We start from the raw sequence: 23,067 nt of genomic DNA on the forward strand, positions 1-23,067 counted from the left end.
CTTGCAAATAATGTTGTTGCCTTGCCCAAAAAGCTGACTGCCGCAGCATTACGCCGCGCCTTAACAGCCGCGTCCCGGCTTCCGACAGGTGCGGAAGCCGGGACGCGGCGAGTCTCACATGGCTGGTTGGGGCGGGTTAGTCGATGACCATGCCCACGCCGTCGAGCACCCGCTCGGCCTGCAGCACGTGGCGCTTCAGGTGCACGACCAGCAGCTCCAGCTGGTCGGTGAGGCGCAGGTAGAGCAGCGGAATAACCGGGTTGGGGATGCGGATGGCGTTGGCGTTGACGGTGCGGGCCTGCTCCACCATGTTGGCCAGTTCGTCGAGCTGGCGGCTGAACACTTCCACCACCGTGCGGGGCAGGCGGCTGCCGCTGGGCGCGTACTGCTGGGGCGACTTAAGCGGATTCTCGCTGGCCGGAGTTTTCATGGCCACAATCAGCTTGCGCCCGATAAAGCCGCTTTTCACCGTGGCCGCGGGCTTGCTACCGCTTTCCTGGGCCTGCTTAAGCTTGCGGGCCATGACCGGCAGCACCAGGCCACCCGTGATGTTGAGGTGTTCCAGGCACTGGCCGATGCTCCACTTGCCGGGCGCCGGGCGGCGGTTGAGCTGGTCGTCGGACAGAGTCCGGAAGCGCTGCACGGTGACCTCACGCAACGCGCGCAGGTCGGCGGCGAGCTGGTCCAGAAATTCGGTGGTGCGGGGGGCAGTTTGGCTCATAACGACGGTAGCGGAAAAAAGCGGGCGGGCTAGCAGCCGTAATAATACGGCCTTGGGCTGGTTTCATGGCAAGTACGGGCGGGTTTCGCAATCAGTTTTCCCCAAAATCCGGGCGGCGGGCCAGAACCCCGCCGGTTTGCACTTTTTCCCGCTCGTAGCACTGCTCCTCCTTTCAACGCTGCCCCGCAAGTCCTGGTTCGCCCCATTCGCCTCAAGGACCCAGACCGGACTTTTCGGGTGAAGAGCTTGCGGCTTGCCCCCGCAATTCCTTATCTAGCAGGGCTAACTAGAATTATCGTGAAGAATATCCCTACCACTACCCCGGCCCCACCAGCCTGGCGGCGCTACCTGCGGCGGCACTTTGGCTTTTCCCGCCGCGAAACATCCGGCTTTGTCGTGCTCTGCGCGCTGCTGCTGCTCTGGCTGGCGGCCCCGCGCCTGCTACGCCCCGTGCTGCCTACCTACGACCCCGCTCCCGACCAGCAGCAGCTCAACCGGCTGGCCGCGAATCTGGCCGCTCAGCACCAGCCGCGCGCGTTCAATTCGCGTTACCCGCGGCGCCGTTACCCCCGCCGACCCACCGTGCCCCAGGTGGCGCTGGCCCCGTTCGATCCGAATGCGCTGTCGGCTACCGACTGGGAAGCCCGGGGCCTGCCGGGCTACGTGGCCAAGCGCATCGTGCACTTCCGCGACGTTATCGGCGGCTTCAAAGCCAAGGAGCAGATCAAGCGCACCTACGGCCTGCCCGACTCGGTGTACGCCCGGCTGGCGCCCTACATCCAGCTGCCCGACCAGCTGCCGCCCCGCGAGGCCCGCGCTCCGCGCGACTACCCCGCTTTCCCAACCAGCCGCTACCCCAGTAAGGCGTTTGAGACCACCCCTAGCAAGTTTGCCCGCAAGCCCCGGCACTTGGTGGCCTTCGACCTGAACACGGCCGACACCACGGCCCTGATGCAGATTCGCGGCATCGGCCGGGGCCTTTCGGGCCGGGTGGTGGAGTACCGGCAGCGCCTGGGCGGGTTTCTGCGCGAAGACCAGCTCAGCGAAATCTACAGCCTGCGCGACGCCCCCGACTTGGTCGACAGCCTGCGCAAGTACACGTTTGTGGCGCCCGGCTATGCCCCGGCCCCGCTCGACGTGAACAACGCCCCGTTTGAAGTACTGCAAGCTCATCCCTACCTCGGCAAGCGCCTGGCCCGGGTGATAGTGGCCTTCCGCCAGCAGCACGGTCCGTTCAAGCAGGCCGACGACCTGCGCCAGATTCGGATTCTGGACGCCGAAACCCTGGAAAAGCTGCGGCCCTACCTGCGGTTTTGAGGGTAAAAATCAGGGCTGCACGGCCAGCACCAGGCCCACGGCGCCGCCCGCCCCGTAGGTTGGCACCAGCAGCAGCTTGCGGGCCGCGCGCTGGGGCAGTAGTTGAGCCAGGTACGGGTAGGCCCGCCACACCGCTTCCGCCGACAAAAACCCGATGCCGGCCCCGGCCACCACGTCCGTAATCCAGTGGCGGTTGTGCAGCACGCGCATGGTGCCGGTGGCCGTAGCCACGGCAAAGCCTCCAACGCTGATCCAGGGGCTGGCTTTGCCGAATTGCTCGTGCAGCAGCGTGGCCGTCAGGAAGGCTTCGCTGGTATGGGCCGAGGGAAACGAGCTCAGGTCGGTGGGATTGTCGGGGCGGGCTTCCCGGCAGAGCCGCTTCAGGTTGCTGGTCACGCCCATGTTCAGGTGGTGGGCCGCCAAATAAATCAGGGAGAAGGGCACCACGCCCCGGGCCGGCTTCACCCCGGCCGCGTGCAGGGCGTAGGCGGCCACGCCCGGCAGGTGGCGGGTGTAGTCGTCGAGGTTGGTGTTGAAGGCGGGAAAGTTCTCCAGCGTTTCCTCCCGCACTTCCAGCCGGGCCAGGTGAATCAGCTTCTGCTCCCGGCCAAAGTAGCTCACCCCGATCAGGGCCAGTGGAATGCCGGCCCGCAGCACCACCGGCCTAACGCTCCGCAGCCGGCTCGACGGCACTGCCGGCCGCAGTTGCCGGCTCGAATCCGACGCAGCGCCCGCACTCAGCTGGGCCCGGGCCGGCAAAAAGGTGAGGCCGGCGAGCAGCAACGTCAGAAGGTAGCGGGTTCCCATAAAGTCGGCTGAACAACAAGTGGTTGAGCCTGGTAATATACAGCTTCCGGTTGGGCCAAAAAAGAGCAAGCGGGCCGGGGCCGGCAGTTTTTTTATCCCCGGCCCGCCGCGCTGCGTATGCACGGCCGGGGCCGGACCTTCACCTCCTTTCTTTCCTATGCTGTTTCTGCTGCGCGACAAGCTATTTCCGGTGCTGGTGTTTCTGCAGTCCGTGGTTTGCGGCTGCACCAACGACCAGGGCCGCGGCGACTTCGATAAGGTGAGTTCTGCCTACGACGTTGCCCTCAGCGGCCGCCTCAACAAGGACTTGGTGGTGGAAAGCTCGGGCCTGGAACTAGCCGACGTGGAAGACGACCTCTGGACCCACGGCGACGGCGGCAACACGGCCAAGCTTTACCGCGTGACCCAGCAGGGCGACCTGCTCCAGACCGTAGATCTGGCGCCCCTGACCAATATCGACTGGGAAGATTTGGCCCGCGACCCGGCCGGCCACCTTTACATCGGCGACTTCGGCAACAACCAGAACAAGCGCCGCAACCTGGCCATCTACCGCCTTGCCGGCCCCGGCTTCAAGCAAATCGACACCATCCGCTTCCGCTACCCCGACCAGCACCGCTTCCCGCCTAAGAAAGCCGGCCGCAACTTCGACTGTGAGGCGTTTTACTACTGGCAGGACAGCCTCTACCTGTTCACCAAAAACCGCGGCGCCGGGCACTGGGTCAAGCAATACGTGCTGCCCGCCCGCCCCGGCAATTACACCGCCCGCCTCGCCGACAGCATTCAAATCAACACCTGGATTACGGCCGCCGACGTGAGCCCCGACGGCCGCACGGTGGCGCTGCTCGGCTACGGCCACGCTTATCTGATTGAGCGGCAACCGGGCAAAAAGCTCTTCGACGGTGCCAAGAGCTGCCTAAATCTTCCCTCGAGCGGGCAGGCCGAGGCGCTGGTGTTCGTCAACAACCGCGACTTTATTTTCAGCAACGAGAAGGGCAAGCTTTACAAAGCCACGCGTAAGTAACCTACCCTGCCACCGTTGCTCCAACATTTTCTCACTGACTTTTTAACTTCCCATTCATGGCTCAAACGATTCTTGTGACGGGCGCCACTGGCACCGTCGGCGCCGAAGTGGTCAAGGCCCTGGGCAACCGCGGCCTCAAGGTCCGCGCCGGCGTGCACTCTCTCATCAAAGGCGAACGGCTCAAACAGCTCAACCCCGACGTGCAGCTAGTTGAAATGGACTTCGCCAAGCCCGAAACCCTGCACGTAGCCCTCACCGGCGTCGACCGGGTATTTCTGATTACCCCTTTCAGCGAAGACCAGGTTGAGTTGGCCAAGCGCCTGATTGACGCCGCCAAGCAGGCTGGCGTGCAGCAGGTGGTCCGGCTTTCCGCCGCCGGCGCTGAGGCGGAGCCCGGCATTCAGCTCGGCCGCTGGCACCGCGAGATTGAACGGTACCTCGAACAAAGCGGGCTGGCTTACACCATTCTGCGGCCCGGCGGCTTTATGCAGAACTTCTTCAACTACAGCGGCGAGTCCATCCGTCAGGAAGGCAAGCTGTATCTGCCGCTCGGCGAGGGCAAAGTCAGCTACATCGACGCGCGCGATATTGCCGCCACGGCCGCGGCGGTGCTGAGTGCCCCGGGCACCGAGCACTACGGTCAGGCGTACACCCTCACCGGTCCGGCCGCCATCAGCGGGCACGAGGTGGCGGCAGCCATCGGGCAGGCCACGGGCCGCCCCGTCAGCTACGTAGACTTGCCGGAAGAAGCCGCGGCTCAGTCGATGGCCGCGGCTCCCGCCTGGCAGCGCGACTCCATGCTGGAATTGCAGCGCCTCTACAAAGCCGGTTACGCCGCCGGGGTTTCCACGGCCGTGGAGGTATTCACCAACTGTCCGCCGCGCAGCATCGAGCAATTTGCCAAGGATTACCAGCAGCAGTTCCAGCCCCAAGCGTAAAGGACAGCACCGGCAATTCGGCCGCGTTACCCCCACAAAAAAGGCCTCCCAATCTTTGGGAGGCCTTTTTTGTGCTCTATTCTGATTTAGCGACGGTCGTCTTCATCCCGGCCGCGGTTGCGGCGCGGGGCGGTGCCGTAGTCGCTGGAGTCGTCGTCGTGACGGTACTGGCTGCGGCGGTCAGTGCCGTAGTTCTGGTTACGGTCGGCGCGGTCGTAGTCGCCGCGAGACGGGGAGCCGCCACGGCTGTTGCGGTCAGCCGAGTCGTATTCGTCGTTGTAAGAGCCGCCGCGGGAGCCGAAGCCGTCCTGGGCGCTGCCGCCGTAGTTGCCGGCGCCCCGGCCGTAGCCGCTGGTGCCCCGGCCTTCCTGCCAGCCGCCATAGTTGCGGTCTTCATTTCGGCCCGACGAGCCGGCCCGGTAGCGGCGGTCGTCCTCGGGGTTGGAGCCGCGCTGGGCGTAGTCGTTCACGCCCCCGCGCGGGCCATAATCGTTGCCGCGGCCGGAACCCTGGTTATCGTATCCACCCCGCGACGAGCGGTAATCCTCGTCTTGGTTGCGGTTGCGGCCGTAGCTGCCGCGCTCATTTTCGTAGCCCCGGTTGCCGCCGTAGTGGGCGCCGCCCGAAGAGTTGCCGTAGTCGTTGCTATAGCCGCCGCTGCGGCCCTGGCGGGAACCGTTGTCATTCTGGTTGGCGCTGTTGTAGGAGCGGTCCTGCTGGTTGTAGCCGCCACCCCGGTTGCCGTAGCGGTTCTGGTCGCCGTATCCCTGGCTACTGTAGCGGTTTTGGTCACCGTAGCCTTGGTTGCCGTAGCTGTTTTGATTGCCACGGTACTGATCCTGGTTGTCCCAGTTGTACTGCTGGTTGCCCGAGCCAAAGTCGCTGCGGTTCTGGTAGCCACCGCCCTGGGCCTGACCATAGCCACCCTGGGAGTAGCCGTAGTCGGGGCGCTGGTTCTGGTTGCCCCAGTTGTTCTGCTGGTTTTGCTGGCCCCAGTTATTCTGCCCGCCGCGGCCGTATTCCGCCTCGCGGTGCCCACCCTGGTACTGCTCGGGCCGGCCGTCGTAGTTGCGGTAAGAGTTGTGCTGCCCGTAGCGGCCCCCGCCGTACTGGTCGCCGCCGTACTGCTCGTCGTGGCCGTAGTGACCGTCGCCGCGGGCGGGGGTTTCGCGGTACTGGTTGCCGTAGCCGCCCTGGGTGTTGCCGTAGCCCTGGCTGCCAAACTCACCGCGGGCAGCGCCGCTCTGCTGGTTTTCCTGCCGGTCGTGGTCCTGGTAGCTGCCCTGGGTGCTATTGCCGAAGTTACCGCCGTACTGGCTCTGGTCGGTGCTGTTGGCGGAAGTGCTGCTCTTTCCCGAAGAGCTGCTGCTCTTGCTGCTCATGTTCTTATTGCTGGCCGCCGAAGCAGGGCTTTTTTTGGCGCTGCTCGAAGCTTTGGCGGCCGTAGCGCCGGGCTTGGTGCCGGCAGCGCCGGCCTTGAGGGTGCCGGGGTTGGCGACGCGGTTCTCGGTGGTATTGCTTTGGTTGCTGCCCACGGCCCCGCGGCCTACGCTGGTTTCAGCCGAGGCCAGGGTTTCGCTGGAAGTACCCGGAGTCGACCCGGTTCCTGACGCGGGGGAAGCGCTGTTCGGAGTAGTCGAGGCGCCCGACGAAGTCCAGGAGTTGGTCGAGTTAGTGGCCTGGTTGCTGGCGGTGGAATCTTTCTCTTCGTTTTTCATGGCAGTGGTGGGAGGTGGTGAAGTAGTGAAAAACAACTCGTTGAGTCGTTAAAGTATACGCCCAGCGCCGGAGAGAGTTTTTTGCCGCCCCACTTCCAGCCCCTATTTCAACTGCTTCCACCCAGCGCGCCAGCGTCGTTTCGGGCGCGGCGGCCCCGGTATTTTCCCCGCCCCGCACGGGCGTACTTTTTCCCGGGTGCGCAGTTTTATTCCCGCCGCCGCGGTGGGCAGTTAGAAAAAGCTTGCTAGTTTTACTGCGTTCATTTACCCCAACGGTTTACTACCAAGACCACCAGACGCACGCTATGAAAACGGGCAAAGTAAAATTCTTCAATGAGTCCAAAGGGTTTGGCTTCATTATTCAAGACGACGACAATCAGGATATCTTTGTGCACCAGACGGGCCTTATTCACGAAATCCGCGAGAATGACCGGGTTTCCTTCGAAGTAATTGAAGGTAAAAAAGGCCTCAACGCCGTGAAAGTAGAACGTATCTAGTGCCTCCGGCTTTTCGGTTATAGCTACTGCCTTCCGTAGCCTTGAGCCCCGGCTTTGCCGGGGCTTTTTGTTTGCCGCCGCGGCCGTGGGGCGGAGTTGGGGAAAAGTCTGCCGCAGCCTTATTTTTCGGTGAAACGACTTGCTTTCAGGCCCTAGCGCCGAGCTTCTATCCCGCCCCGGCCCCGTTATTCTCCTTGTTCCGCTTCGCTAAGTGAAAAATACATATACCTTTACCTCATTCTTTCACTCCCATCAAGCAGTAGTATGAGCACGGGCACCATCAAATTTTTCAACGAAACCAAAGGCTTTGGCTTCATCACGCCCGACGGCGGCGGTGAGGATATCTTCGTTCACGCTACCGGTCTTCAGCAGCCAGTTCGCGACTCCGACAAAGTGGAGTTCGAAGTGCAGCAGGGCAAAAAAGGCCTGAACGCCGTTAGCGTACGTCTGATCAACTAGTGTATGCTGGTTGGCCGCCCGGGCTCGGCTTGAGCCTGACGCGGACACAAAAAAGCCTTCCCGGCCGCGGCCGGGAAGGCTTTTTTGTGTTTTCCAGGACCGCCTACTTGCCGCCGGCCTTGGCCACGCGAATTCCCACGGCCATGATGCCGGGCAGCTGGTCCTGACGCATGTACTGCTCGAGCACCATTTTGTAGGTACCCGCTTGGTGGAAGCGCTGCCGCGGCAAAGCCAGAAACTGATGGTCGTAGATGTCGCCGGTGCCGCTGCCGCTGGGCTCCCCGGTGCGCGGGTCCATCAGCAGCATCTGGTGCAGCAGCTTGGACACGGGCTTGCCGTCGGGGCCGGTAAGCGTGTGCTTCACGTACAGGTTGTAGTAACCGTAGGCCGAGGCGTTGCGGATGTTGAAAAAGACGTCGTAGAGCTGGGTCGTGTCCTGAATCGTGAACTCGAAGGCCGGCTTCACCTGCACGGCCCACACATTCTCGTCGAGGTCGGTATTTTTCTCATACACCTGCGCCGGGTCGCAGGCGGCCAGCGCCAGCAACAAGCTGAGCAGGGGCAGCAAACGGAGGATCTGACGCATACTTACGAAGCGGATGGGGCTGCTGGTGGAGGAGTAGCGCCGCCTTCGGGCCGGGGCCGGCCCCCACGCCGCGACGAGCGGCCACCCCGGCTGCCGCGCTCCGCGCCAGCTTCGCCGGCCGGCCGCGCCGCGCCGTCTCCGCCCGCCGGAGGAGTGGTTGACCGGGGCGGACGGCCCTCACCGCGGGGTGGGCGGGCTTCGGCCGAGCCGTCGGGCCGCGGGGTCTCGGGGCGGCGGCTTTCCCCGCGTCCCTCGGTGCGCCCTTCGCTCCGGCCACCTTCTCCCCGGCCACCGCGGCTGTTGCGGCGATTCATGGGGCGGGCGGCCGCTCCGCGGGGCCGGCGAGCTTCTTCTCCGGCCGGGGCACTGCCCTCACTGACGTCACCTTCCGCGGGGGGGGCCGGCTTGGCGGGCGCATTGCTGATGGAGCGGCTGGCGTTGCCGCGGCGCGAGGCGGCCGGAGCCCCTGGCTGTGGAGCCACATCCGCAGCCCCTTCGGGCCGGTCTTTGCTGCCGGGCTTTTTCTTGCGCTTGGGCCGCTTGCCGGCTTTGATCTTATCGTCGAGGCGGTCGAGGTTGCCTTCCACGTGGGCCGAAACCTCCACGGGCCGCTCTTCTTCCTTCACCGGGGCCAGCAGGCTTTCCGGCTTTTCGCCTTTCTTATTCAGCTCCTGCACCTCGCGCACCCGGTCGGTGCTGAGCATCACCCAGTTGTTGTCGCCGCGCAGGGCAAACCACATGCGGCGCTTGAAGATGTCGGTTTTCTGCAAGAAGGCCTCGCCTTTCTCCGTGAGCAGGGGGCGCTGCACCTGCGGAATGTCCTTCAGCGCGTCGAGGTAGGTATCCAGCTCGTAGTTGAGGCAGCACTTGAGGCGGCCGCACTGCCCGGACAGCTTCGCCGGATTCAGGCTCAGGTTCTGGTAGCGGGCGGCGGTGGTGCTCACGCTCTTGAAGTCGGTGAGCCAAGTGGAGCAACACAGCTCGCGCCCGCAGGAGCCGATACCGCCGAGGCGGCCGGCTTCGTGGCGGAGCGAAATCTGGCGCATTTCCACCCGCACCCGAAACTCGTCGGCGAGGCGCTTGATCAGGTCGCGGAAGTCCACCCGGTCTTCGGCCGAGTAGAAGAACGTGGCGCGGGTGCGGTCGGCCTGGTACTCCACGTCGGAGAGCTTCATTTTCAGGCGCAGCTCCTCCACCACCGAGCGGGCCCGGAACATGGTGCCGGTTTCCAGGTCGCGCACGGCCGTCCAGCGCTCCACATCCTGCTCGGAGGCCACGCGCAGCACGGCGCGGATTTCCTTGGAGTCGGTGGGCACCTTTTTCTTTTTCATCTGCAGGCGCACCAGCTCGCCCTTGAGCGAGACGTGCCCCAGGTGCCAGCCGTTGCCGCCGGCATCCACCACCACCGCGTCGCCCGTGACCAAGGGCAGGCGGCTGGCGTTGCGGTAGAAGTCTTTACGGCCACCTTTAAAGCGGATTTCGACGATATCGAAGCCCTGAAAGTCGCTGGGCATCTCCACGTCCTGGAGCCAGTCGAATACGTTGAGGCGGGTACAGCCCGAGCTACAGCTGCCTTTCGAGCCGCAGCCCTTGGCAGTAGTAGAACAGCCCCCACCGGAGGAACAAGAAGTGCAAGCCACGGCTTGAAGGATATATCGTGAGGCGGAAAGAATCCGCGCGGAAAGGGTTAAAAACAAAGATAAGCATTTCGGGCCCCTTACCCGATTACGCTCCTGACAGCGCCGCCTATGCGCGGGGCCATTACCCCCAATATGGCGCAGTTTATCCTGGAAATCTACTTCGGCTTGGCACCACCCCGCTTAACCCGCTTTCCTCCAACCTATTGCAGTTTCCCTAAGACAGGCTGACCGGAACCACTTCAGGCTTGGGGTAGCCTCCGCCGCGTTACGGCAGCTTATGCTAGCCCACGTTTCGGAAAAATGCCAGCGGGTAGCGCTTCCGGCAGGTCAGCAATTATTTGGAATAAGCGGAATGAAGCAGGAAAATAATTATAAATTCGAAAATTCAGATGTTTGTATTATTCAATTTTATGTAGCGTCATTTATTAAGGCATTGCGCTGGCACGCACCCGCATACTTTGCGTTTTTTTTAAAGTTTTGCGTTTTTACTATTGACATTCATAATTTTTATCCCCAATTTTTGCCCATAATTCATCCATTCTCCAATCACCCCCAACCTAACCAAACCAAAAAAAGCATGAAAATCACAAAAGTTCTGTCCGCCTTGGCCGTATGTGCCTGCTCTATGTCGGTGTTGACTTCCTGCGGGAAGAAAGAAGTGATTGAGAATAAGTCCGAGATTTCGGAAGATGTGATGGGCCAGATCAGAAATCTGGGCTTCACCACGGTTGGGGCGCAGAAAGTAGAAGGCGGGGTGCGCGTAGAAGGCGACATCCTGTTGACGGATGAAGTACTGAACAGCACACCCGATGCCAAGCTCCTGCGCGTAGGTCAGGACGAGCAGTACCGCACCACCAACCTGGTGCAGCGCCTGCCCCGCACGCTGACGGTGAAGCTCATCGGCAGCTTCCCCTCCGCTTACGTGTCGGCCGTGGATGAGGCTATCCGCCGCTACAACGCCGAAAACCTGCAGCTGCACTTCACCCGCATCACCAGCACGGCCACGGCCGATCTGCCCATCACCTCGGCAAACCTGGGTGCCGGCGTACTGGGTCAGTCGGGTGGTTTCCCCTCGAACGGCAACCCGGCTCCGGGCTTCAAACTGTCGCCGAGCGTAATCAACAGCACCAACGTTAACTACATTGCCACCATCATGGCGCACGAAATGGGCCACTGCATTGGCCTGCGTCACACCGACTACTTCAACCGCGCGTATAGCTGCGGCGGTTCGGCCTCGAACGAAGGTGCCAGCACGGTTGGCGCTATCCTCATCCCCGGCACTCCTTCGGGCGCTGATCCAAACTCGTGGATGCTGGCCTGCGTTGGCAACGGCGTTAGCCGTCCGTTCAACACCAACGACAAAACCGCCCTCAACTACCTCTACTAAGCCGTCCGGTTTAGCAGAATCTAAAAGCGCCCCCCGGCTACTCAGCCGGGGGGCGCTTCTTGTTATAAGGTTATCTACCTGGCCAGTGACTGAGGTCTGAATGGGTTGGGCATACAATAGCTTCTGGCAAGCAACGTCTTTCGCGCCGCCTGACAAAGCAGCTTATCCAGCAACTCGTCTTGACGCAACGCAGAATGCGGATGCGTTGCCAGTAGCATTTGGCATTTGGCGCGCGGCCCTGTTTGGTTTCGGCTAGGTCGGGCGGAAAAGTCCGCAAAGCCCCCCTAAGCGTGGACTTACCCATCCGGGCCTAGGTTAAACGTGAGCGGGCGCGCCGGCTCACGGCTGCTGACAGCGCAGAGGCAAATCTTCCCGCCCGCCTACAGTACCAAGATGCGCCGGGTTACCTCGCGTCCGCCGGGCAGGCTAATGCGCAGCAGGTAAGTTCCGGGCCGCAGGGTGTAAGTTTCCAGCGTTTTGATGATGCTGGTATCGGTGGTCACATCGTGCTGCAGCCGGCCCGCCAAGTCGAACAGGCGTACGCGCAAGACCTGATCAGGCGGGCCCACAATGGTCAGTAGCTTTCCGGCCGTGACGGGCACCGGATACACCTGCACATCGTCGATGGCGGGCACGTGGTATATTTCTTCAATCTGGCTGAACACCGTTTGGCCGGTGCTGAGCGGCAGCCGAACCCGGTATTCGGCCCGCCCCAGCAGCGGCTGGGGGTCGGTCAGGCGGGTGGTCAGCGGCAGGTTAGTGGTCAGGGTTTGCACCCCAACAAATTCGCCCCCAACAGGACGCCGCTCCAGCGTAATGGCCTGGAGCCGGTACGTCGAGCCCAGAGTCAGGTTGAACTGCACCGTATCCATTACCGTCTGTCGGGGCAGAAATGAGCGGACATAGCAGCCAAAGGCAGTTTGCGTGATGTCCACGGTACTACCCCGCTCCCCCACCCGGCCCTGCACGATGGGTGCCACGGCGTAGTACCGGGTTGCCGCCTGGGCCGGAGTCAGCAGCAGCATGGTATCGGTTACCACCTGGAAAGGCTGCAATTGGGAAGCGCCCAACTGGTATACCTGGTACTGCGTGGCGCCGGGTACCCGCGGCCAGGTCAGCAGGGTTTCGTCGGCGCAGGCGTAGCCCACCGTCAGGTTCAGGGGCCTCGCAACGAAAAAAGTATCCGAAACGATAGTCTCAGTCCCGGTGAGCAGGCGAAACTGGGCGGCTTCGTAGGTGTCCGGCGCGGTCCAGAGGAAGTTTTGCTGGGCCAGATCCAGGGATGCCTTTACCACGCTCCAGGCGGTTTGCCCCACGGGGCGGTATTCCAGCCGGGCGGCCGTGGCGGGCCCGGCCCACTGCCACCGCAGCCGGGTGGCCTCAGCGGCGCGCAAGTTGCGGGCTTTGGTAGGATGCACCCAGGTTAGCCCCTGCTCTATTTCGTAGGCTATGCTGAACGCCTGCGGGCCCTGCCCCAGTTGGTAGCCGCGCACCCGCACCTGATAGGTGCCGGCCGTCGGCAGGTCCACGGTAATCTGTTCGGCGTTGTCGCGGTGGTTGGCCCGGCGGCGGGCGGGCAAGGCCAACGAGTCGAGGTGAGGATAGGCACTCAGCGTCCAGGGCAGCCACCGCTGGCCGTCGGCCGGGCGGACGAGGCTCAGGTCCAGGTCGTTGACGAGGGCGGTGGCGGCATTCACGGTCGCCTCCGGGTCCGACCACGCCAGCGTAATTTTCAGGCGGTGGGCTCCTGCCGGCACAGTTACGGCAATCACCTGCTCCTGCCCCTGCGCCACGGTACCTTCCGCAAAACGGCCATCCAGCATAGTCTGCACAGCTCCCAAGGCATCGACTTGGCCGTAGCCCGCCACAAAATCCACGTTGGGCCGCTCCACGTCATCGGCCGTATTCAGGAGTACGGCCTTTACCAGCGCGGCCGAGGGCAACGCGCCCCGCTGCTGCCGGTAGGCGTGTTGGGTCAGCAAGCTTACTCCCGACACCAGGGAGGCCGCGTCAGAAGTGCCGCCGTCGCCGTAAGCAACCAGCTCGGGCTTGAGGCGGCCATCGGCGGCCGGGCCGCGGGAGCTGAGCCGCCCTACCACGCCCGCCGCGTCGGTAGCCCCCACGCTCAGACTGTTCTTGCTGTTTTTAAACTCCCCGCTGAGGTTGCCCGTGTTGGGGAGCCCCGCGTAAGGGCCGGCCGGGCCGGGCTGACTGCCGAAGTTACCGGACGAGAAAACGTGCAGTAAAGTCGGGTACTGGCGGGCCTGCTGGTCGTAGGCCCGCGCCTCCTGGCCGTAGAAGCTCTCTACCGTTGGCACCCCGTAGGAGTGATTCTGCACCGATACGCCCTGGCCCGCCAGCCCGGGGCCGTCATCGGGCAGCAGGTTGTCGTAGCTGGACTGCGCAATGCGGGCTTGCCAAGCGGCCCCCTTGCCGTTGGGCGAAGAGTTGCCCCCGCCCGCAATGAGCGTGGTCATGATAGTGGAGTGCGAATTCAGCGTCTCGGCCTTGGGGTCAGGATTTACCAAACGCCCCTTAAAGTCAATATCGTCGTTGTCGAGCGGGCTTTCCTTCACGCTCACAGTGAGTCCCTGGCCCGTAAGCTGGGGGTAGCGGGCGTGCACGGCCGTGACGCTGTTTACCGTGAGGTCGGCGCCGTTGAGCTGGCGCTCCGGGCGGGCTTGGCGGTCGGCAGCTTCCACGAAGCTCACCCACGGGCAGGCGGCCAGCACCGCGCCCATCACGCCCTGCACCCGGAGCAGCTGACGGTGGGTAGCTTCCGGCCGAACCTGGGCTTGGGGATAATTTTGCAGCAGCCAGCGCCGAAAGCCGGTTTCATCCGTGACGCTTACCCGCAGCGTGCGCCGCGCATTGCCCGTTTCCAGGCCGGGGGCCAGGCGGCTGGCCACCAGCGCAACCTGCTGCGCCCCGGCGGAGAAGCCGCCAAAAGCAAATAAGGCTATAAGTACCCCGGCGCGGCAGAAAATGGCAGCGGACATAAAGCAAACGAGCTGGTGGGAGAGCGGAAAGGGACGAACAACCCCGCGGGTGGTCAGTACCAAATGTAGGCAGAAAACCATCAGCCCCGCCGCCGGTGGAGGCCGCGAAATTTCGGCATGTGCGGGGTCGCGGCGCCGGGGAAAGGGCGCAAAAAAGGCCGGCTGTGCGGCCGGCCATTTCCAACGAGTGCGGGGCAGCCAGAACCTACGGCTTGAGCACCACCTTCACGCAGTCTTCCTTCTTATTGCGGAAGATGTCGTAGCCGTGGGCGGCTTCGGCCAGGGGCAGGCGGTGGGTGATGATGTCGTCGAGGCGGACTTTGCCTTCCACCACGTACTGCAGCAGCTTGTCGATGTGCTTCTGGGCCGGAGCCTGCCCACCGCGGATGGTGATACCTTTGTCGAAGAACTGGCCGATGGGAAAGTTGTCGAACGGCGTGGCGTAGACGCCGAGCACCGTCACAACGCCGCCGCGGCGCACGGCGCTCAGGCACGTGGTCAGCACTTTGTCGGAGCCTTTCTCGAGGTTGATAATGGCCTTGGCGCGGTCCAGCAAGTCCCGGTCGGGCTCGAAGCCCACGCACTCCACGCACACGTCGGCCCCGCGGCCCTCGGTCACGGCCCGGATCTGCTCCACGGTCGACTTAGCGTCTTCCCAGAGAATGGTTTCCACGTTGGCGGTAGCCTTGGCCTTGTCGAGGCGGTACTGGAGCGTATCGACAATGACAACCCGGGCCGCCCCGCGCAGCCACGCCGATTTGGCCGCCATAATGCCCACGGGGCCGGCGCCGAAGATGGCAATGGTTTCGCCCCCCTTCACGTCGGCCCAGTCGATGCCGGAGTAGCCGGTGGGGAAGATATCGGTCAGAAACAGGGCCTGCTCATCGGTGAGCGAGTCGGGAATAACGCGGGGCCCAAAGTCGGCGTAGGGCACGCGTACGTACTCAGCTTGGCCGCCATTGTAGCCGCCGTAGAGGTCGGTGTAGCCGAACAGAGCCCCACCATTTTCCGTGAGCAGCCCGCCCTCGGGGCCGTAGTGGTCGGGGTTGGAGTTTTCGCAGTGCCCGGGCAGCTCGTGGTTGCAGAAGTAGCAGGTACCGCAGGCAATGGGAAACGGCACCACCACCCGGTCACCGACCTTGAGCTTGCCGCCCACGCCCTTGCCGACTTCCTCCACGATGCCCATAAACTCGTGCCCGAGCACCATGGGCCGGGGCTGCGGAATACTGCCGTTATAAATGTGCAGGTCGGAGCCGCAGATGGCGGTGCTGGTCACGCGGATAATAGCGTCGCGCGCGTCTTCAATCTTGGGGTCGTCGACGGTATCGACGCGCACGTCGCGCATCCCATGAATTACGAGGGCCTTCATAGAGAGGGGGTTGTGGTGGAGAATAAAGCGAGAAAATGTAAGCCAGATACTGGTTTGCACAACGCACTCCGCACGGACGAGGTTGTTACGATTCTGCTTGGTTGGGCGCGACCCAGCGCTGCCAAGCAAAAGAGCCGCCCCGCGCGACTATCACGCGGGGCGGCTCTTAAGTGGAGAAAATTATCGGGACGGAGGCAGCTAGAGCTTATACACCAGAATGCTGCTGCCGGTCAATAGGTAGGCATACTGCTCGCCGAAGAGCGCCTGGCGCACGTCGGACGTTAGCAGGGGCAGCGTCCGTTCGGTGAGCTTGTAGAGGTGGAAAAAGTGAATGGCGCCGTCGGCCAGGTAGTAGAGCTCGTCGTCGCGGAAACCCAAGGTCGAGAGGTTGGTAAAGGGCAACTTCTTGCGGTAGTTGCCCAGGTTGTCGAACACGAAGATGCCGCTGGTCCGGTCGAGCAGGTAGAGGTTGTTCTGGTACTGGCGCAGAAAACGAAAGTCCGGTCGGGAGCGGCCAATCAGCAAGTCCAGGGGCGTGCTCAACGTCAGGCGCTGGGGCGTGGGGTCGAACTGACGCAGGGTCAGGTCGCTTTCGTTGAAGAGCCAGAGCCGGTCGTCGGGAGCCAGGGTGGCGGCCCGGATCTGGCCGTCGAGAAAGTCGGTGAGGCGCACCTGGGTGAGCGGGGCCATGAACCGGTCGAGCAGCAGCACCTGCTGGCGGTCGTCGTAGAAGACCAAGATTTTGGAGGTGTTCCAGGCCTCAATCTGGGCCGTGTGCCCGGGCTGGGGCGGCGAGTACACGTTCAGCGCCTGCCCGTCGGCCCCGTACTGGTGGATGTTGTCCTGCCCATCGGCCACGTAAAGGTTGCCGCGGCGGTCGAGGGAAGCCGCGCCAGGCTGGCGGAGCGGAATCGTGCGTACCAGGGTCCAGCCGTTGGCATCGGGCACTACGGGCTTGGCCGGGGCCGCCGCATCCACGGGCGTCGATGAAACCGGAGCCGCTCTGGAAGCCGGCGCTACCGAGGCCGCGGCGGGCACGGTGGTTTGGGCCAGGGCAAGCAGGGAACCGTAAGCCGTGAGTAGCACGATAAGCACCAGCCGTTTAGACCAATGCGTCCTACCACTTACTACCCCATACGAGTCGTTACTTCTGCTCAAAATGCCGCAATGCCAGGTCATGTCCATCGTATACGGCGTACGAACAATAATTGACCCACTCCCCCAGGTTCACGTAGCGGCTGCCGGGCGCCACGGCCACGTCGAGGGGCAGGTGGCGGTGGCCGAACACGTAATAGTCGTGGTGCTGGCGCTGCTCCAGCTCCCGGCAGTACACGAGCAGCCACTCATCGTCGCCGAAGTACTGCTCATCGGAGGCCGAGTTTTGAATCCGGCTGCGGCGGCTCCAGGCATTGGCCAGCCCGATGCCGAAATTGGGATGCAGGCGGGCAAACAGCCACTGGGCCATCGGGGAAGCAAAAACCTGCTTAAGTACCTTGTAAGTGTGGTCCTTGGGGCCCAGCCCGTCGCCGTGCCCGATGTGGAACAGCTGCTGACCAATGCGCTGACTGACCGGCTCGCGCAGGATCGGAATACCCAACTCCTGGGTGAAGTAGTCGAACATCCACATGTCGTGGTTGCCGGTGAAAAAACTCACCGGAATGCCCGCGTCGGTCAGCTCGGCCAGCTTGCCCTGAATTCGCACGAACCCCCGGGGAATGGCGTGCTTGTACTCAAACCAGAAGTCGAAGATGTCGCCGACCAAATACACGGCTGCCGCGTCGGCGGCAATCTGGTCGAGCCAGCGCACGATTTTCCGTTCCCGCTCGGCCGAGCGGGCCGCGTCGGGGGCGCCGAGGTGGAAGTCAGACGCAAAGTATACCCGGCGGCCGGGGGGCAGCGCCAGGTCAGGCAGGAGCTTGGGAAGCGGCTTCGTCATCCAGTAAAAACAACACGATGCTGCGCGGGCCGTGAGCACCGAGCACCAGCGTTTTCTCGATATCCGCCGTCCGGCTCGGGCCGGTGGTCAGAGAAATCATGGAAGGGAGTTTGTCGCCGTGGCGCTGCTGCACGGTTCGCAGCCCGTCGCCGATATCGGCCACCACCTGGGAGGTGCGGGCCAGCACTAGGTGCTGGTCGGGGTAGATGCTTAGGCGGCGCCCACTGGCCGTGCCCGCGCTGACGAGCACGCTGCCGGTGCGGGCCACCAGGGCCTCGCAGGTCGTCAGGCCGGCGTCGGCTTTGGCAATCCAGTCGGTTTCGTCGCCGACAAAGCCGATGCCGCCGGTGTGGAGCAGCTTTTTCAGCTCCGGCTCCCACACGAACAGATTGTCGAGACCCTTCTCCTTTTTGTAGGTGAAAAGCTGGTCGAAAAAGTGCTCCTCGGAGGTGCAGTAATAAAATACGCCCCCGCTGCGCACAAAGCTTTCGGCAAAGGCCACGGCCAGCTCGTCGGCCGGGGCCGGAAACAGGGGCGCCGCAAAGTCGGGAGCCGCGGGCTGGGGCGCCGGCTGCTGCAGGGCTTCGCGGATGCGGCGCAGAGTAAGGTCGCGGGAAGATTCGGCCATGGGAGCAAATATAAGGCAATGGTCGGCAGCAGCCAGTTCACTCATCGGGAGCCGGCCCTCCCAAGTTCGGCAGGGCACAAAAAAAGCCAACCACGAGGGCTGGCTTTTTTTTAAGGAGGCGCGGGCCTTAGCTCATGGGAGCAGCCGCATTGCCGTAGGGCACGTCGGAACGGCCGGTTCCGGTCGAATCGTCGCTCATGCCGGGCAGGTCATTCTCGGGCAGGTCGTTGCTGAGCGGCACGGGGTGCTCCTGCTTCAACTCGCTGAGAGTTTCGCTGCGGTCAGTGCCGGCCATATGGGCCTGGTATGAAGTCTGAGTGTCGAAGGGGCGTGGGCCAACAAGACGGGTAAGGTCTTCCTGCAGCAGCACTTCCTTTTCCAGCAGCTCCCGGGCAATGACCTCCAGCTCGTGGCGCCGCTCGGTGAGCAGCTCCTTGGTGCGGTTGTAGGCATTCTCCACGATGGTGCGCACTTCCTCGTCAATCATCTGCGAAGTGGCTTCCGAGTAAGGCTTCGAAAAACCGTACTCATTCTGCCCTTTCGAGTCGTAAAACGAGATGTTGCCCAGCTTGGCGTTCATACCGTACATGGTCACGATGCTGTAGGCCATCTTGGTGATGCGCTCCAGATCCGACAAAGCACCGGTAGAAATCTTGCCGAACACCAGCTCCTCGGCGGCGCGGCCGCCTAGGGCCATGCACATTTCGTCGGTGAGCTGCTCGGTGTTGTAGAGGAACTGCTCTCGGGGCAGATACTGCGCATAGCCCAGTGCCGCCACCCCGCGGGGCACGATGCTCACTTTCACCAGCGGGTCGGCGTGCTCCAAAAACCAGCCGGCAATGGCGTGGCCCGCCTCGTGGTAGGCCACAATGCGCTTCTCGCCGGGGCTGATGATTTTGTTCTTCTTCTCCAGGCCCCCGATAACGCGGTCCACGGCGTCGGTGAAGTCCTGCATGGTCACCATCTTCTTGTCGCGGCGGGCGGCAATCAGGGCGGCTTCGTTGCAGACGTTGGCAATTTCGGCACCGGCAAAACCGGGCGTTTGCGCGGCCAGCTTACGGGCATCCACGTCGGGGCCCAAGGTCAGCGGCTTGAGGTGCACGTCGAAGATCTGGGTGCGGCCGTTGATATCGGGCTTGTCGATGCTGATCTGCCGGTCGAAGCGGCCGGGACGCAGCAGGGCCGAGTCCAGCGTGTCCGGACGGTTGGTAGCGGCCAGAATGATAACCCCGGAGTCGGTGCCGAAGCCATCCATTTCTACCAGCAAGGAGTTGAGCGTGTTTTCCCGCTCGTCGTTGCCGCCGGGCACGTTGCCGCGGCTGCGGCTGCGGCCAATGGCGTCAATTTCGTCGATAAAGATGATGCAGGGGGCCTTGGCTTTGGCTTGCTTGAACAAGTCCCGCACCCGGGCAGCACCTACGCCCACGAACATTTCCACAAAGTCGGAACCCGACAGGGAGAAGAAAGGCACGTCAGCTTCCCCGGCTACAGCTTTCGCCATCAGGGTTTTACCCGTACCGGGAGGCCCTACGAGCAGAGCACCTTTCGGAATCTTGCCACCAAGGACGGTGAACTTCGAAGGGTTCTTCAAGAACTCCACGATTTCCTCTACTTCCTCCTTGGCCTCTTCCAGACCGGCCACATCCTTAAAGGTGACTTTCACCTTGTCGCCGCCTTCGAAAAGGGCTGCGCGGCTTTTACCGATGTTGAAAATCTGCCCGCCGGGCCCGCCTGCTCCCCCGCTCATGCGGCGCAGCAGGAAGAAAAACAACACCAGCATCAAACCACCCCAGAAGACCATGCTCACCAGGTCGCCGTAGGCTTGGCGGGTGTCAATGTTGAGGCCGACCTGCTGATCTTCCGGCAGCGCCGCCTGCATCTTATCCAAGTCCTCCTTGAAGGTCTTGCCGTCCACAACCCGGAAGCTGTACTGGGGGCCGCCGCCATCGATGGCCAGCGGTCCGCGGCGGCTGAGTTCGGGGCTATATTTGGTGCTTTTGGCGGCTTCGGGCTTGAGCGTCACCTCCACAACCCGGTCGTTGACGAGGGTCACGTCGCGCACGTCCCCGGCCAGCAGCATTTGCTTAAATTTCTGCTGATTGGTTTCAATACTCGAGCTGCTGCGATTGATGAAGAGCATCCCGAAGATGAACACCACCAACCCAGCCAGCACCCACATCTGCATACTCGGCCGCGGGGCGGGCGAGGGCAGCATGGGCTTCTTCTTTTTGGGCGTTATATCTGGCATGAAAAAGAGTTACTAAACGAAAAACAAAGGCGGAACACGCCGCCCACGTAATTGTTAAAACGAACTCCGGCCCGTTTTACTTTAAACGGTAGCCGTTTCTTCCGTGATGTAGCTGATTTCCGCGTCGCCCCAGAGCTCTTCCAGACCATAGAACTGGCGACGGTCGCGCAGGAACACGTGCACGACCACGTCCACGTAGTCGAGCAGCACCCACTCGCGGTGCATGCGACCTTCGGTCTGCCAGGGGCTCTGGCCGGTAAGCTTTTCTACTTCTTCTTCGACCGAGCGCGCAATGGCTTCGATCTGCGTATCGGAAGACGCGGAGCAGATGACAAAATAGTCCGCCACCGCGATTTTGAGGTCCTTCAGATTGAGTACTACGATATCAGCAGCTTTTTTTTCCTGCATGCCCCGCACTACGATGTCTGCCAATCTGTCTGAATCCTGCCGAACCAGGGTACTTTTCATAGGGTATTGTTAGGTTTGAAGTCACAAAGTAAGAAAAACAGGTGGAGGCACTAACCCCCCAAACGCTCTTCACGGGCCAGCAGATCATCTGGTTGCCCGAATGCGCCTCGACAAATGCCGAAGCCCAGGCCCTTATTGTCAAAAACAGCGCCACCGACGGCTGTACCGTCATAACGGACAAACAGACGGCGGGCCGCGGACAGCGCGGCAACCGCTGGGAAGCCACGCCCGGCGAAAACCTCACACTGTCGGTTATCTGGAAGCCTTCGTTTCTGGCCGCTACCGAGCAGTTCCAGCTCAGCCAGGCCGTGGCCCTGGGCGTACTCGACTGGGCCCGCAGCCTGCTGGGCCCCGATGCGGCCCTGCGGCTGAAGTGGCCCAACGATATTTTCTACGGCAGTCAAAAGCTGGGAGGAATCCTGATTGAAAACACACTCAGTGGCGCGAAGATTCAATATAGCGTTATTGGCATTGGCTTGAACGTCAACCAGCGGGAATTTGGCATGCCCACGGCCACTTCCCTGGCTTGGATTACGGGCCGGGCCTACCCGCTGCGCCCGCAGGCCGTGCGCCTGCTCGAGTGCCTGGAGCGCCGTTACCTGCAGCTACGGGCCGGCCGCCTGTCTCAGCTGCGCTACGATTATCTACAGTCCTTGTACCGCTACCAGCAGCGCCACGAGTACGAAGTCGACGGAGAGCGGGTGACCGGGCAAATTGTGGGCGTGGACGAAACCGGCCGGCTGGCCGTCGAAATTAACGGGCAGCTGCGCACGTTCGGACTGCAGGAAATTCGTTATATTCACTCATTCGAATATTTTTTTCCTGTCCGCGGCAACCTTTGCCCCACCGCCTCCGAGTGCTGCATACTTCTGGTTCTTTAAACCTGAACGTGTTCCGGCGGTCTGACAGCGGCAGCGCGTGCTGCGGCCCAGGGCGCCCCGCCGGAAACGGGTTTCAGGCACGGTGCTTGTCTGGTAGCAGGCAGGCAAGTTGATCCGCCTCCCGGCCGGCTGCCCGCCGCCGGAGTCAGTGTTTTGCCAACCTAACTGCTCTTTCCGGCAGTTCTTTCAACGACTGAATGTCATGAAAATCTCTACTCGCTTTCTGTTGGTGTGGGCGCTGTTGCTCATCCAGTTCTCGACTCTCGCGGCCACGGTCACCATTTCGGTGGGCGACAATTTCTACTCGCCCCAGGCCGTCACGATTCGGCCCGGCGACGTGGTTACTTGGCAGTACGTGGGCCAGCAAAGCCACCCCACGGCTTCCGACAACGGGGCTTGGGTTACGTTCCCGATGAATTCCACGGCCACTACCAAGTCTTTGACCTTTAACACGCTGGGCAACTTCCCCTACCACTGCACGATTCATGGGGGTTCCGGTGGCGCGGGCATGGCGGGCGTCATTACGGTCAGCAATGCCACGCCGGTAGATGAAGCCCGGCCTGCGACTCCGACGCTGAGCGTGTACCCCAACCCGGCCAAGGGCTCGGTGATGGTTTCGCTCAGCCAAAAGGCCGGCGCCGACTACAAGCTGCGCCTGAGCAACATCATCGGCCGGGAAGTGCGGAGCGTGGCGCTGAAGCCGGACTTTGCCGGGGAAGCCGTTTCGGTGAACCTCGCGGATCTGCCCGCCGGCATTTACTTCTACAGCCTGATTGCCAATGGCAAAGTTCTGACTACCAAACGCCTGGTGCTGCAGAACTGACCCAGTTTCTCTTCCTGATTTTGCCCGAAAAAGCAGCCGTACCTCCCGGCTGCTTTTTTCGTGTCCTGGGCGCAAGGACGCGGGATTTCTCCGCTGCGCCGGGTGCGGCACGGCCGGATTTATTACCTACTTTTGACCTTTCACTGATTTCCATTCCTGACTAACCCCGTCGTGCATCGGCGGGTGGGACTCTTTCCCGCCCCTACCCCAAGCAAGTATGCGTAGTTACAAAAGTCTGAATAATCTGGTGGGCTGGCTGGTGTTTGCCCTGGCCACCCTCACTTACCTGCTGACCTTGGAGCCGACGGCCTCGTTCTGGGACTGCGGCGAGTTCATTGCCTGCTCCTACAAGCTGCTGGTGCCCCACCCGCCCGGCGCGCCCACCTTCCTGCTGCTGGGCCGCCTGTTCTCGCTCTTCGCCTTCGGCGACGTGACCAAGGTCTCGGTGCTGATCAACACGCTCTCGGCCCTGAGCAGCTCCTTTACCGTGCTGTTTCTGTTCTGGACCATCACCATGCTGGCCAAAAAGCTCGTGCTGCACCGCCCCGGCCTGCCGAACGACCGCCTCGCCGAGCCCACCGGCGGGCAGACCGCGCTGATTCTGGGCGCGGGCGCGGTCGGGGC

General features: G+C 62.6%; 21 protein-coding genes. 9 read left to right on the top strand and 12 right to left on the bottom strand.

The window, feature by feature from the left end:
- Positions 1 to 136 precede the first annotated feature (136 nt).
- Positions 137 to 721, bottom strand: coding sequence for a DinB family protein (locus tag EWM57_RS16080; protein ID WP_129922182.1), 585 nt, complete (start codon positions 719 to 721; stop codon positions 137 to 139).
- A 297-nt stretch (positions 722 to 1,018) separates the two neighbouring features.
- Here EWM57_RS16080 and EWM57_RS16085 point away from each other — a divergent pair, with 297 nt between their 5' ends.
- Positions 1,019 to 2,038 carry a ComEA family DNA-binding protein gene (locus tag EWM57_RS16085; protein ID WP_129922183.1) on the top strand — a complete coding sequence of 340 codons (1,020 nt, stop codon included), beginning with the start codon at positions 1,019 to 1,021 and terminating at the stop codon, positions 2,036 to 2,038.
- 9 nt (positions 2,039 to 2,047) lie between these two features.
- Here the strand turns inward: EWM57_RS16085 and EWM57_RS16090 are convergent, their stop codons facing one another.
- The gene (locus EWM57_RS16090) at positions 2,048 to 2,845 is read right to left on the bottom strand and encodes a phosphatase PAP2 family protein (RefSeq protein WP_129922184.1); all 798 of its coding nucleotides are present in this window, start codon (positions 2,843 to 2,845) and stop codon (positions 2,048 to 2,050) included.
- A gap of 157 nt (positions 2,846 to 3,002) precedes the next feature.
- Here EWM57_RS16090 and EWM57_RS16095 point away from each other — a divergent pair, with 157 nt between their 5' ends.
- Positions 3,003 to 3,866 (top strand): hypothetical protein, encoded by an 864-nt coding sequence (locus tag EWM57_RS16095; RefSeq protein ID WP_129922185.1) that lies wholly within the window; start codon positions 3,003 to 3,005, stop codon positions 3,864 to 3,866.
- A gap of 56 nt (positions 3,867 to 3,922) precedes the next feature.
- Complete coding sequence (locus EWM57_RS16100) at positions 3,923 to 4,804, top strand: SDR family oxidoreductase (RefSeq protein WP_129922186.1); 882 nt, start codon at positions 3,923 to 3,925, stop codon at positions 4,802 to 4,804.
- A gap of 86 nt (positions 4,805 to 4,890) precedes the next feature.
- Here the strand turns inward: EWM57_RS16100 and EWM57_RS16105 are convergent, their stop codons facing one another.
- Complete coding sequence (locus EWM57_RS16105; protein WP_129922187.1) at positions 4,891 to 6,522, bottom strand: hypothetical protein; 1,632 nt, start codon at positions 6,520 to 6,522, stop codon at positions 4,891 to 4,893.
- Positions 6,523 to 6,827: 305 nt separating this feature from the next.
- Between EWM57_RS16105 and EWM57_RS16110 the strand changes: the two genes are divergently transcribed.
- Complete coding sequence (locus EWM57_RS16110; RefSeq protein WP_129922188.1) at positions 6,828 to 7,019, top strand: cold-shock protein; 192 nt, start codon at positions 6,828 to 6,830, stop codon at positions 7,017 to 7,019.
- A 264-nt stretch (positions 7,020 to 7,283) separates the two neighbouring features.
- On the top strand, positions 7,284 to 7,478 hold the full coding sequence (locus tag EWM57_RS16115; RefSeq protein WP_129922189.1) for a cold-shock protein: 195 nt from the start codon (positions 7,284 to 7,286) through the stop codon (positions 7,476 to 7,478).
- 103 nt (positions 7,479 to 7,581) lie between these two features.
- On the opposite strand, the gene EWM57_RS16120 is transcribed toward EWM57_RS16115, so the two are convergent.
- Together EWM57_RS16120 and EWM57_RS16125 are read right to left on the bottom strand one after the other, a co-directional pair.
- A complete protein-coding gene (locus tag EWM57_RS16120; protein WP_129922190.1) occupies positions 7,582 to 8,064 on the bottom strand; it encodes a gliding motility lipoprotein GldH in 483 nt (160 codons plus the stop codon).
- Between the two features lie 2 nt (positions 8,065 to 8,066).
- Positions 8,067 to 9,704 carry a PSP1 domain-containing protein gene (locus EWM57_RS16125; protein WP_242510104.1) on the bottom strand — a complete coding sequence of 546 codons (1,638 nt, stop codon included), beginning with the start codon at positions 9,702 to 9,704 and terminating at the stop codon, positions 8,067 to 8,069.
- A gap of 577 nt (positions 9,705 to 10,281) precedes the next feature.
- Here EWM57_RS16125 and EWM57_RS16130 point away from each other — a divergent pair.
- Positions 10,282 to 11,091, top strand: a complete 810-nt coding sequence (locus tag EWM57_RS16130; RefSeq protein WP_129922191.1) for a M57 family metalloprotease — start codon at positions 10,282 to 10,284, stop codon at positions 11,089 to 11,091.
- A 380-nt stretch (positions 11,092 to 11,471) separates the two neighbouring features.
- On the opposite strand, the gene EWM57_RS16135 is transcribed toward EWM57_RS16130, so the two are convergent.
- The 7 genes from EWM57_RS16135 to rsfS all read right to left on the bottom strand — a co-directional run bounded on the left by EWM57_RS16135 (position 11,472) and on the right by rsfS (position 20,739).
- Positions 11,472 to 14,090, bottom strand: coding sequence for a S8 family serine peptidase (locus EWM57_RS16135; RefSeq protein WP_165370547.1), 2,619 nt, complete (start codon positions 14,088 to 14,090; stop codon positions 11,472 to 11,474).
- Between the two features lie 205 nt (positions 14,091 to 14,295).
- Positions 14,296 to 15,459, bottom strand: a complete 1,164-nt coding sequence (locus tag EWM57_RS16140) for a zinc-dependent alcohol dehydrogenase (protein WP_129922193.1) — start codon at positions 15,457 to 15,459, stop codon at positions 14,296 to 14,298.
- Positions 15,460 to 15,657: 198 nt separating this feature from the next.
- A complete protein-coding gene (locus EWM57_RS16145; protein ID WP_129922194.1) occupies positions 15,658 to 16,554 on the bottom strand; it encodes a hypothetical protein in 897 nt (298 codons plus the stop codon).
- Positions 16,555 to 16,603: 49 nt separating this feature from the next.
- The gene (locus EWM57_RS16150) at positions 16,604 to 17,395 is read right to left on the bottom strand and encodes a UDP-2,3-diacylglucosamine diphosphatase (protein WP_129922195.1); all 792 of its coding nucleotides are present in this window, start codon (positions 17,393 to 17,395) and stop codon (positions 16,604 to 16,606) included.
- Entirely contained in the window at positions 17,364 to 18,023 is a 660-nt protein-coding gene (locus tag EWM57_RS16155) for a LutC/YkgG family protein (RefSeq protein ID WP_129922196.1), read from the bottom strand. The genes EWM57_RS16150 and EWM57_RS16155 overlap by 32 nt, the downstream gene beginning before the upstream one ends.
- A gap of 127 nt (positions 18,024 to 18,150) precedes the next feature.
- Entirely contained in the window at positions 18,151 to 20,271 is a 2,121-nt protein-coding gene (gene ftsH / locus EWM57_RS16160) for an ATP-dependent zinc metalloprotease FtsH (protein WP_129922197.1), read from the bottom strand.
- Positions 20,272 to 20,352: 81 nt separating this feature from the next.
- Positions 20,353 to 20,739, bottom strand: coding sequence for a ribosome silencing factor (gene rsfS, locus EWM57_RS16165; protein WP_129922198.1), 387 nt, complete (start codon positions 20,737 to 20,739; stop codon positions 20,353 to 20,355).
- Between the two features lie 41 nt (positions 20,740 to 20,780).
- Here rsfS and EWM57_RS16170 point away from each other — a divergent pair, with 41 nt between their 5' ends.
- The 3 genes from EWM57_RS16170 to EWM57_RS16180 form a co-directional block, all read left to right on the top strand.
- Entirely contained in the window at positions 20,781 to 21,620 is an 840-nt protein-coding gene (locus EWM57_RS16170) for a biotin--[acetyl-CoA-carboxylase] ligase (RefSeq protein ID WP_129922199.1), read from the top strand.
- 202 nt (positions 21,621 to 21,822) lie between these two features.
- Positions 21,823 to 22,443 (top strand): T9SS type A sorting domain-containing protein, encoded by a 621-nt coding sequence (locus EWM57_RS16175; RefSeq protein WP_129922200.1) that lies wholly within the window; start codon positions 21,823 to 21,825, stop codon positions 22,441 to 22,443.
- Between the two features lie 217 nt (positions 22,444 to 22,660).
- On the top strand, positions 22,661 to 23,067 hold a 407-nt coding region (locus EWM57_RS16180), incomplete at its 3' end, for a glycosyltransferase family 117 protein (protein WP_129922201.1).

This window comes from Hymenobacter persicinus, assembly GCF_004167665.1.
Classification (GTDB): domain Bacteria; phylum Bacteroidota; class Bacteroidia; order Cytophagales; family Hymenobacteraceae; genus Hymenobacter; species Hymenobacter persicinus.